The organism is uncultured Nitrospira sp. (genome assembly GCA_902500695.1).
Lineage (GTDB): Bacteria > Nitrospirota > Nitrospiria > Nitrospirales > UBA8639 > Nitrospira_E.
Genome location: CABVRQ010000042.1, coordinates 17,841 through 28,718, shown reverse-complemented (window position 1 = coordinate 28,718; position 10,878 = coordinate 17,841). Strand labels below are relative to the sequence as shown.

Sequence of the window (10,878 nt, the reverse complement as noted above, 5' to 3'; positions counted from 1 at the left end):
CGACGTTCCAGGACGTGGGGGTGCCGGTCTCTGAATAGGAGTGGATGGCAGCCGGGTATAGGTCGACGCCTGGAGATTCACCATGGATCGAGGCGGAGCCGGGCGGACGACCGGAGTCCTCACCGCTGGTCGTAACAAGACATTCCCTCTGGATGGCTGAGTCGGCACCCTGATGGCCGTTGTCGTAAACGAGGCCGTCGCTTGAGGCCTCATTTTCATCATTAAGGGTTGTACAGGTTGGGCTTTCATTTCTTGTGGTTGTATAGATGGCCTTTTCATCAATTGCGGTTGCACGGCTTGCAGGACAGCAGGGTTGATCTTTTGTATCGAATTTTGATCTTTCACCGCATAGTTGAACCGCAAATCTACAGACATTTTGGGATTGGAAGAGTGTGGTTGAGGTTGTTTTGCCTCGACGACCACCTTTCGCGCAAAGACGATAGCCGTGACATAGGCCGCACAATCTCCGGAAGGCGGGCTGCCACCATCAGAAAATACCTTGCTTGCATCTGACAATCGCCAGAACCGTGACCGGAATATTTCAGAATCAAACCAGGACCGCTTAATAGCCGCAGAACTGAATTCCAAGGTCACGGATTTCATCGAGGACACCGTTCCATCAGCCGAAAATCGTTTACGGAGATCTTCTGGCGCTTCCTGCACTAAGCTTTTGATTTCCGCCTCGCTCAGAGAAAAAGGGTTCCACGAACCTTCTTCCAACGCATTTGAGGGGGTAAAGCTACTTGGGAAAACCGTAAAATTATCCTGAGCATTGGTCTCACTATCGAGATCCTGATTAAAAGATCCTTTCCACTCACTCCAGGTCATTGCAGGTGATTTGGCTCCAAGATTCTGGTACTGATTCCTGGCAATATTGACCTCATTTTTGTATCCCTCCAGGATCCACTGACTATCCAGATTCTTGAGTTTTGCCCGAAACGCCGGCTCATCGACCTCCCGCCATTGTGTTTTCTCCAATTCGTCCTCAGCGGCCTCACCCGTACTTCTGGCCTCCATGAATTCCTGCTCCGCCATAATGTAGGCATCCTTATACTGGTTATAGACCCTGACCTTTGGACTGTCCTGTAAAAGGCCACCCTCACCCGGGACCTTCAAGAAAGCCATCGCCCCCTGATAGGCCACTTCTTCTTCCGGTGTGCGGGTCGAAGATGCCAGCGTGCCTTCTCTCAGCACATATTCCAACTCATTCCACAAAAAGCGTGCATCGGTCGGTAACCAGGCCTCATCATTGGGAATCAGATTGACGAGAGTTGAAAAAGCCGCAAGATTTGCCTTGCTCTGCAAAAGATCACTCCCGGTCTCCTGCGAGAAAAAATCGAGATCGTCTTTTGTATAGGCCAGAGGCGTCACCGGAAAACTCAGAAACGTCCCTTCTTTTTCAAAAACTTTTTTGGCTTTGGACATCAAAGCCAACTGCACGACGGAGTCGATAGCCATGTGTTACCTCATCAAATAGTTATGTTGGTGGAATATCGCTGTCTCCCATGGGAGCCCCACCCCATGTTCAATTTTGAGGCGGGGCTCCCTGGATGGTTAAATCCAATCAGTGATTTCGCTTAACGGATCAGGGCACTTTGAGAACACATGGCATTTGAATCCAATGATTTGATGGCCAGGCACACGCATTTCTTGTTTTTCGGAATCGTAGTGGAAGCTTGAAGAACGTTCTCCACTGGCGGAACTCCGGCTATGCGATCCACCGAAATGAAATGGACCAAAATGCACGGCCCCGCCACCACTGGCCGATGACCGTTTCCAACTTTGTGCCGCCTCTGAAAAACCACTGCTATTCCGGCAGCCAATCACCAGATCCTTGATGAAAATTATTGAGGTGGGGTAAGCCGGGCAGAGTCCTGTGGCAGGTTTGCCGCCATCGCTTACGATTTGTTTTGATGATTCGGGATTATTCTGGTCAAAACGCCATAACTTACTGTTGATAAAACTTGTTTTGAACCAAGGCCTGACAATTTGGCACTGGGTAATCGAGAAATTCATATAAAAATGGTTGCTGTCAAACGTGACCTTGGATTCCGATTGTCCACTGGCATTGCTGGTAGACCCGCCACCGCCGAAAATACCTAACCATCCGCCTCCTGCACTTGTTTTAGACCGTTTCATTTGGTAACTGGAATTGGAAGAATTATTATAATCCGTAGATTGAAAACTAAAGGTTGTCCATCCTGCCGCCTGCATGGGGTTGCTAGGCACGAGCGAGGTATAGAAAAAATCGCTGCCAGAGGACATCCCGGTGATTCTGGCCTTCTCCAAATCATCCTGATATTGGGCTTTCAGCAGTGCCATATCCCGTCTCATGACCTGGTCAATAAACGCGTTAATTCCTTCATAATCATTTTTGTACCCATTACTGACCCAATCTCCCATGGCCGCCTTGACCCTATTACGCAGAATATTGGCGTTCATCCCCCAATAATGGACGGCTTTGACATTGTCGGCTGTCAGGGCATCGATGCGGGCACCGTTGTATCCCAATGCAGCCGCCTCATATTCAGACAACTTCTGGTTATATAGATTCACTAAGGCACTCGGCTCTGAAACCTCGACTTCTTCATCAGTCACAAGATTCTTTTTTATCCTTGTCGTCGAGAGTAGTCCTCTGAATTTTTCAATTTTCCCTTTGGTTTTTTCATCCAATTTGGTTTCCATGATTTGACTCATGCGTAAAATGTACTCGAAGCGCTCGGAAAGCGATCCTTCATTGTTCATAATACTCATGGCGGCAAATTGATTATTCGTTGTGGCCGCCAGGTCGGGGACGAAATCAACGAGGCGCGCAAAACTTTCTGCATTCATATACTGTTTACTGGCATCCTGCGCACGCAATCCTTCTAATAATGCGGGTGTCAACTCCGGTTGGTTTGATTCACCTTCTCCTCCCTCCCCGTCGAGCACCATGTCCTTCAGGGCTTTCTTTTTCACCACCCCCGTTAACCCTTGCGTTAAAAAATCAAAATCGTCAGGTTCAACAGCCATTCCTGGTGTACACCAACTAAAAAAATTGTCTTCCGATTTCGGGACGGTGTCATCCCCATTGGTCAGCACATTGTAGATTTTCCCCATAATCGAATTAAGCATGACGCTCGGTTCAACCTGTGGCATGGCGACTCCTCCTTAATGTAATACGTACCCTTTGCAGAGTACGTGGAAATTAAATAAATGGCCTCTTAGATTTAGTGACATCAGCAAGACTTATTCCCAACTTGTATTTGGTACGTTGACGAGTATCGTGCAGACGTATCCCCTTAGTATTTCACATCTTTGCAACCTCATCTCCCGAGCTCACCTGACACACACGTTCCATTAAAAACGTTCATGGTGTATCTGATTGTTAATCATTTTTATCTGTTTAGATAACCGGATTCTCCTTTCTGGCTTCTGAAAAATTCTGATTGGAGCCAGGATTGACTGTCTGAACTACATGCGTCCTCCTGCACCTCACGAGGGTAAACGGAAGATTGGGAAAGACATGATCTAAAAGGAATGAGATCGAGACTTCGGAGGGTATGGCTGCAGGAGAAGAGGTGAAATGAACCGCTGGATTTCGGTAATGGCACCCATCGACCAGCGGGGATCAAAGGGAGCTTTTGCGATTTCGAATAGTGACAGGGATTGTTCTGGCTTATGAAGGGGAAAAGCCAATTAGTTGAAGATCAGTGAAGAAACGTCAAAGGCCTTTCCACCACCTACCCTTATTGATGAGGGGAGATGCAATCTCCTACCCTGCCCGGATTCCCGAAAATCTGTAGGGGGAATCACTCCGAAGCACTTCAACCATCGATGCCGGATTAACCATGTCGGACATACGGCGGCTGAAGATTGAACCCCAAATGCAGAATGTCGGAAAGAACCGACGTGCAAGTTGGTCTCCGCGAAAAACCTGGTGAGCCAAAAAAGACGATTGGCCACTTTCCTTCATTCCGGCAGGGAGCTCAACAAAAATGGGGAGGCGGATTCAAAAAACTCCATCCATTGGTTGACCTAACCATTCTATTTTGGTAAACAATCAGGGATTCATTTCGTTTTAACTTCCCGCTACATTTCCCCATTCACTGTTCGGAGGGTGTCACCATGTCTCAGGAGACAGAAGAACTCTGGTCCAGACGCTTTTTCCTGAAGTCCTCACTTGCAGGCATGCTGATTCTTGGCAGCCGATTGATGTTTCCCGAATCCGCCGCGGCCCATTCACTCCCTGCAGGCCGGCTTCGCCTTTACAACGCCCACACCGACGAACGACTCCAGGTGACGTATCGCAATCAATCCGGCCGCTATGACCGGGAGGCCTTAAAGGACATTAATTATCTTTTGCGGTGCCATCATTCCAAAAAGGTCTGCCAGATGGACATTCAATTGCTGGAATATGTAAATCAGGTGGAAAAGTTAGTCGGGCAGGGTCAGGAAATTCAAATCTACTCTGCCTACCGGTCGCCCTCGTACAACAAATTGCTGATTCGCCTTGGCCGAGGAGCCGCGCCCAATAGTCTTCATACCGTCGGACAAGCGGTGGATTTTGCGATTCCCGGCGTTCGACTTTCAAAAATTCGACGAGCCGCGGTGAAGCTTCGGTTGGGTGGAGTCGGCTATTACGGCCGGCGGGGATTTGTCCATATCGATACCGGACCGGTCCGGTACTGGTAATTTCTTCTTTCATTTTCGCGTTCCAACCAACAACATCCGGTCTTGTAAGAGCTATGAGGAATAGTTCTTAATTGGGAAATTCAATCCTGCTTGCAGGGTGGGCAGATCCCATGGGTAATTTCCGTCTACGACCGGTCCCGGATATACGTTTCTATTGGCACCCACGATACTTCTTTGTTTCGAATGGCTTTACAGTTCGCACAAATGGGATGCCACCATTCAGGATTTCCACCTCTTTCACTCTATATTTCAATGGTTTCAATAGGAAATCACGTTCTATCAATTGACGACGTCATTCCAGTTAGGCCATCACCTGCGACTTAAGGCTTCAAATGACTTCATCTGATTTTGGGTGATTTCCCGAGGCACTCGATTGATGCTTCGACGGTGTAAGGCAGGCCGTTGAGAAATGCGGCCCCCCCCACTCAACCCTGTCGATGAAATTTTTGGATCTTGACTGTCCATCCTTCTGTGCTAGCCTTTTACGGGAACGTTCTTTAAATGACCTTTTACCTGAATGCCGAATCATTCCGGCTCTCATCCCGAACTATGATCTTTTTATGTCAACACCATGGAGCATACCCTCCTCAAATGAATCAGACATCTTATTCTCCGCTTTTCCAAAAGGAACCCTAATATGGAAGATGGCTTGTCCACCCCGGTAGGAACCCGCCGGTCATTCTTTGTGAAAACCACCGTGTTCATTTCCTCTCTTATCGGAATCTCTCTTGCCGTCCCGTTAATCGGATACATCATCGCCCCCGCCTTACAACGACGAAACAAAGAATGGGTGTCACTGGGTAAGGCCGATGCGTTACCGGTTGGTGAACCCAAGGCGATGGATTACACCATGACCGCAAAGGATGGATGGCAGGAAACCCAAACCACTAAAGGTGTGTGGGCCGTTAAACAAACAGATGGACAGGTGACGGTCTTTTCACCCATCTGTCCCCATTTAGGCTGCGGCTATCGATGGGACCAACAGGACCGTCTGTTTAAGTGCCCTTGCCACGGAAGTATTTATGACCTTGAGGGAACCGTGAAGGCAGGACCCGCTCCACGCCCTCTGGACACCCTGCCATCCAAAATTGAAAATGGCGAATTGCTCGTCCAATACGAGGAATTTAAATCCGGGCTGGCAAAAAAGGTGGAACTCTAAGCATGGCCTCACGTCTGTATCAGTGGATCGACCACCGCTTGAAATTAAAGCCCCTGGAGCAAACCCTCCTCAATGAGCCCATTCCCGGAGGTGCCAGCTGGAACTATATCTTCGGCTCCGCCACCCTCTTCCTCTTTGGATTACAAGCCCTGACGGGCATGTTTCTCATGGTGTATTACGTGCCGGCGACTGACCATGCTTACGATACTGTTCAGTATATTCAACATGAGGTCTGGGGCGGATGGTTTGTCCGTGGCCTGCATCATTGGGGTGCCTCGGCCGTCATGATGGCCATCGGACTCCATATGTTGCAGGTCTTTTTTGACGGCGCGTATAAACGCCCTCGAGAACTCATGTGGGTTGTGGGGATCATCCTGTTAGCCATCATGTTGGGGTTCGGATTCACCGGGTATTTGCTGCCTTGGGATCAAAACGCCTATTGGGCCACCCAGGTCGGGATTAACATGGTTGGCAGCGTTCCGCTTATTGGTGATTTCCTCGTGAAATTCCTTCGAGGAGGCGAAACTCTTGGCGCCTTGACCATTTCACGGTTTTTCGCGATTCATGTCGCTTTTCTTCCCGCCGCAATCCTGTTTGGAATCATGCTCCATCTCTTTATTCTCCGGCGGGTGGGGCCTGCCGGTCCTCATGATGAGGCAAGAGCCAAAGCCGGGAGTGAAACATTCTATCCACGGCAGGTCTTCATGGATGCCGTGGTGATGCTTGTCGTGTTTGGAATCGTGTCGCTGTTGGCATTCAGCGTGGAATTCCCATTGGCTGATCGGGCGGATCCTTCGGACCATTCATTTATTCCCGTCCCGGAATGGTATTTTCTGTTTTTTTACCAGCTTCTCAAATATGCCCCAGGGGCATGGGGACCTCTGGCAACCTGGCTTCTTCCCACACTCTTTTTCACAGGATTGCTGCTCCTGCCTTTTGTGGATCGCAACCCTGAACGGCATCCGTCCTCACGCCGGGTCGTATTAGGGGCAGGTTTGGGGTTTTTGATTGTCGTGTTCGGCCTATTGAGTATTTCCCTCCGTGACCTGTATGCGGTTCCCAAACGTGATCCTTCGGTGGTTCGAGGCATCGCATTAGTACAACAATTCAATTGCAAGACCTGTCATCGCATTCACGGGGAAGGTGTGAATGTTGCTCCAGACCTTTCTTTTGTCGCCGATCGACGACCGGACCGGGATTGGCATCTTCAGCATTTTAAGGATCCGCAATCCGTTTCCCCAGGATCCTTCATGCCAAAATTTCCTCTAAACGACAAACAGCTGAACGACCTCACCAATTACATGTTGACTCTCAGGAGTGAATAACACTTTTTCCTCCTCAGTGAAAATCCGTGAGTCTCGTTGAGAACAGCCATCAGTTTGGTGCTCCCTGCTCCCGACGTTTCGCTCTCCATTGTGGGTTGGATCAGACACGACACCGGCATCAGATTACTGCCGATCATGTGGATAGGAGCATTCGCCCACGACCCTATTCGCAGGAAAATCTCTACTGAACGAAAAGTGTCCCCCACAGCCAACCACAGCCGTGGGGGAAAACACTACCTTCGGCACTCGCCACGGGCTTGATTGAGCCAATACTCCATCTGTTTGCCTCCTGCTTCCCGGCCTCCTAGGCCAAAGGATAATGCCACCGCCACGGCAATCGCTCCAAGTGTCAGTCCGAAAGCCAGATTGACGATTTCATTGGCCAACCCCATGGCTCGTAGACCCAAGGCGATCACCAACCCGAGAACGCGAACCGGGCAATATTGGCAACCCCTCCTGAATTCGCTCCATGAATTCGAAAAATGGTTTCATACGCGAGATTTGATAACCAGATCCCCATGGCAATGATGGCACTGCCCAATAACACCTGTCCTCCAAATTCAATAAACAAGGTAAGCCAAGACAAAAATCAGCCAAGGCAATCAATCTGCAGATATGTTCTGCAGGAAGACGGTTCGACAAAAAATTTATGGCGGATTTCGGGAGAGAATACGAAAGGTAGATATAGGTCCAGCACAGAGTTCAACCGTAACAATGGGGAAAACGTCAGTCCACCTGAAAGCCCAATCCCTCAACTTCATGAAAAATTCGTTCAACCTGACATACTGGAAGGTCTGTTTAGTGGAATATTAATTTTTGGCATAAATAAGACGGCATTCCACTCATTGGGAATGCCGTTTTTCTGACTCGCTATGTATGAAGAACCGCTATTTCCTACTGATAATCACCCGGTTCATAAATTTATTTCCTGACCACCTGTTCAACACACATCGCATGTCTATAGGACATGTTTGATGACAGGGCATTTCCTAACGAGCCATTACGCGGATTTGGCCAACTCCGAGGTGCAATGACCACACCGTAGAGCCTTGATGGGAATCGTCATCTGGCAAAATTTGCATTCTTTCGTGGTGGGTTCGGTTGGAGGGGCTTCTTGTTCACGTTTCAACTTATTCATTCCCCTTATAAGCATAAAAATCGCAACCGCCACAATGAGAAAACTCACTACTGCATTGAAAAAAAGGCCAAAATTAATGGTGACCGCCCCGGCTTTTTGGGCTTCGGCCAGGGCATGATACGGACCTGCCGCCGCCGCGCCTTCCTTCAACGTAAGGAATAAGTCGGTAAAATCTACGCCACCCAGCAGCAGACCAATAGGCGGCATCAATATATCTTTGACCATGCTTTGTATGATGGTTCCGAATGCCCCACCGATAACGATCCCGACGGCCATGTCGACAACATTGCCTCGCATGGCAAACTCTTTAAACTCTTTAAGCATCACATTCTCCTTATCATGAGAGTGAAAGATAAAACCGTTTGTTCTCCAGAAATACAAACGTGAGGGATCACAAAAGGCACATCATCCTCTCGTAACACAAAAATAAATGCAAGATCTTTCCAGACTTTCCTGTTTTTCGCCTAACCGGACTTTCCCCTACAATCCCTTTGTGATCCATGGGATAAAAAGATCCGCTTCCGTAATAAAACCCTGGGGCGACCAGCCTATCCTCGCCTATTTCCAGTTGAAGACCCCCTCTAAAAGCCCCAACTGTTAAGATCAGCTTGAATAGGTAGCCGCCCTGGGCGTTCCGCACCGTGACAAAAATTCCAACAGTTACGCTTGGACTTCTAATCGCATTGTGATGCGTGTCTTTGCGTTTTAAAAGAAAGACATTCGTCCATGAGTCGGCCCATCTGACGATAATCCAACGGCTTTTTCAGTACACGGAAAAGCCCCGTTTCATTCGAAGGAGGAAGATCTCCCAATACCACCACCATCGGAGAGCCTGAGGCATGGGAGGCTCCAGAGCTTAGGCCATGCTTAAGTTCCTCCAGAGAGTGGCTTTCAATGAATAGTGCATCAAAGCCCTTCCATGTTTGTGCCATCATGACCTTTGGCAATTCCTCAAGATATTCGCAATCATACCCGTGCAGTTTTACTATCTGTCCCAGGAAATCACGAATTAAGTGATCCTTACTAATAATTAAGACGCGACCTAAGCTGGCACTCGACTTGAGAAATTCATTTTTTGCCGTTCGCATAAGGTCACTTCCTTCCCAGAGACTGGGCAAAAATGTCTTTTTGCAACACCCCCCGTTCGGAGTTGATTGCTCAATCTTCATCATGTGTGAATCCCCATTTGGAATAGGCACAATTCTCTCCTCACCTTCGGACAGACCCCATCCTCCTCCTGACTCACTGATTTCTGATCTCACTTGGCCATTCCTATGCCAATACAAAATTTCTCTTTGCCAATTTCATAGATCACGTGTGAATTCCTCTTTGAGACCGGATCCCTACTATATTCCGTACATCCGGTGACCATATGTACAGCACCGAGTAAAAGAGGATTCCAAACATGAGACAAATGGTCATAGTGCCTAACTCCTTTCTGGATAGGATGATTCATACCTCCCAGAAGAGATGTTATTACACTGTACGAAGGCATCCATGACATTGGATTTCTTTTTACGAAAAAATTTGAGATTGTTTGTTTGAATATCCAACAAATTTGATTTTTCCCTCAGTTTTTGATGACTTTTCATCATGGATAAGGCGGTAGTATCGCTTCGTACGGTAATGACCGTTCCCTTATCTTTTTTGATCACTTTGACGGCTGGCATCCTCTCCTGAACCTTTCCGTCCCATTGCGAATGGATGGCAAGCCTCAGGGCAATGTCCTTGCCATTCCACGCCATCCGTGGTTCCAGACCTTCCGGTTCTATTCCCGACATGAAAATCAACATGCCTAATATTCCGAGTCCACTGCAGAGACTCATGAAAGAAATTGTATGATGGCTTTGAATCTTCATTGTTTGGCATCCACCTACCCATTAGTCACCCATATTTATTAACTCTTACTAACAATAATAGTGCCATATAAATTTCTTTATATTTCAATCACTTGAATTTTTAATAGAAAAAATTTCCCATTATGAAACAATAGATTGTCTCAAGGTGTTTCAGGGAAAAACATTTTGAATCACGTGAGGGAGAGAAAAGAAAGAATGAACACAGGAAGGAAGGAAAACTTTGAGGCCCCGAACACTCTCCGGTCCGAGCCCTCCAATTACGACCGAGACTTATGAATCAAATGCATATCCGAGCGACAGGATATATTGCGTGTCCGCTTTTTTGGTCACAGGAGCGGGGGAATTATCGTACCGCCAATTGATCTGAAACATTGTAATCAGGTCTTCCCATATATTCATACGGATACCTTGTTGAGATGTCACATACCAATCACTGGTTTTATCCAAGGGAGGGAAATACTTGATGCTGATGAAATAGCGTCAGATTGGGAAGGATCGGCCAATGAAAATTCACAGCCCATCGACCGGTAAAATAATTGATATCTTCTGCCCGTTTAAAATTCTCGTCAAAATACCCCAATCCGACTTCACCATGGAGTTCAAATTTGGTCACATAGGGGTTTGTGTAATCTCCTACCTCGATGAATTGGTACCCCGGTCCGGCAAAGGCCGACGACCGAAGATTGAGGTCCTGAAATATATCCTGCTCAAACAACACCCCTG

At 47.9% G+C, this 10,878-nt stretch carries 10 protein-coding genes; 3 read left to right on the top strand and 7 right to left on the bottom strand.

Translation table 11 applies throughout. The features are described from left to right. Both AAH187_RS11695 and AAH187_RS11690 read right to left on the bottom strand, forming a co-directional pair. On the bottom strand, positions 1-1,458 hold a 1,458-nt coding region (locus tag AAH187_RS11695; RefSeq protein ID WP_342348640.1), incomplete at its 3' end, for a hypothetical protein. A gap of 96 nt (positions 1,459-1,554) precedes the next feature. Next, positions 1,555-3,138, bottom strand: a complete 1,584-nt coding sequence (locus tag AAH187_RS11690; protein WP_342348639.1) for a hypothetical protein — start codon at positions 3,136-3,138, stop codon at positions 1,555-1,557. A 969-nt stretch (positions 3,139-4,107) separates the two neighbouring features. Between AAH187_RS11690 and AAH187_RS11685 the strand changes: the two genes are divergently transcribed. From AAH187_RS11685 to AAH187_RS11675, 3 genes are all read left to right on the top strand, one after another. Next, the gene (locus tag AAH187_RS11685) at positions 4,108-4,674 is read left to right on the top strand and encodes a DUF882 domain-containing protein (RefSeq protein WP_342348638.1); all 567 of its coding nucleotides are present in this window, start codon (positions 4,108-4,110) and stop codon (positions 4,672-4,674) included. 637 nt (positions 4,675-5,311) lie between these two features. Continuing rightward, complete coding sequence (locus tag AAH187_RS11680) at positions 5,312-5,833, top strand: ubiquinol-cytochrome c reductase iron-sulfur subunit (protein WP_342348637.1); 522 nt, start codon at positions 5,312-5,314, stop codon at positions 5,831-5,833. 2 nt (positions 5,834-5,835) lie between these two features. Then, positions 5,836-7,158, top strand: coding sequence for a cytochrome b N-terminal domain-containing protein (locus tag AAH187_RS11675; RefSeq protein WP_342348636.1), 1,323 nt, complete (start codon positions 5,836-5,838; stop codon positions 7,156-7,158). Between the two features lie 233 nt (positions 7,159-7,391). Here AAH187_RS11675 and AAH187_RS11670 read toward each other — a convergent pair whose 3' ends face one another. From AAH187_RS11670 to AAH187_RS11650, 5 genes are all read right to left on the bottom strand, one after another. Next, the gene (locus tag AAH187_RS11670; protein ID WP_342348635.1) at positions 7,392-7,565 is read right to left on the bottom strand and encodes a hypothetical protein; all 174 of its coding nucleotides are present in this window, start codon (positions 7,563-7,565) and stop codon (positions 7,392-7,394) included. Between the two features lie 5 nt (positions 7,566-7,570). Continuing rightward, the gene (locus AAH187_RS11665; RefSeq protein ID WP_342348634.1) at positions 7,571-7,744 is read right to left on the bottom strand and encodes a hypothetical protein; all 174 of its coding nucleotides are present in this window, start codon (positions 7,742-7,744) and stop codon (positions 7,571-7,573) included. A gap of 414 nt (positions 7,745-8,158) precedes the next feature. Continuing rightward, entirely contained in the window at positions 8,159-8,620 is a 462-nt protein-coding gene (mscL, locus tag AAH187_RS11660; RefSeq protein WP_342348633.1) for a large-conductance mechanosensitive channel protein MscL, read from the bottom strand. A gap of 350 nt (positions 8,621-8,970) precedes the next feature. Further along, positions 8,971-9,384: a hypothetical protein gene (locus AAH187_RS11655; protein WP_342348632.1), complete on the bottom strand. Its 414-nt coding sequence runs from the start codon at positions 9,382-9,384 to the stop codon at positions 8,971-8,973. A 1,210-nt stretch (positions 9,385-10,594) separates the two neighbouring features. After that, positions 10,595-10,878 (bottom strand): DUF481 domain-containing protein (locus tag AAH187_RS11650; protein WP_342348631.1); only part of this gene is annotated, 284 nt, incomplete at its 5' end.

What these genes read in the sequence shown, in the direction of transcription:
- AAH187_RS11690 (WP_342348639.1), bottom strand. Translation starts at nt 3,138, where the DNA reads ATGCCACAGGTTGAACCGAGCGTCATGCTTAATTCGATTATGGGGAAA.
- AAH187_RS11685 (WP_342348638.1), top strand. Translation starts at nt 4,108, where the DNA reads ATGTCTCAGGAGACAGAAGAACTCTGGTCCAGACGCTTTTTCCTGAAG.
- AAH187_RS11680 (WP_342348637.1), top strand. Translation starts at nt 5,312, where the DNA reads ATGGAAGATGGCTTGTCCACCCCGGTAGGAACCCGCCGGTCATTCTTT.
- AAH187_RS11675 (WP_342348636.1), top strand. Translation starts at nt 5,836, where the DNA reads ATGGCCTCACGTCTGTATCAGTGGATCGACCACCGCTTGAAATTAAAG.
- mscL (WP_342348633.1), bottom strand. Translation starts at nt 8,620, where the DNA reads ATGCTTAAAGAGTTTAAAGAGTTTGCCATGCGAGGCAATGTTGTCGAC.
- AAH187_RS11655 (WP_342348632.1), bottom strand. Translation starts at nt 9,384, where the DNA reads ATGCGAACGGCAAAAAATGAATTTCTCAAGTCGAGTGCCAGCTTAGGT.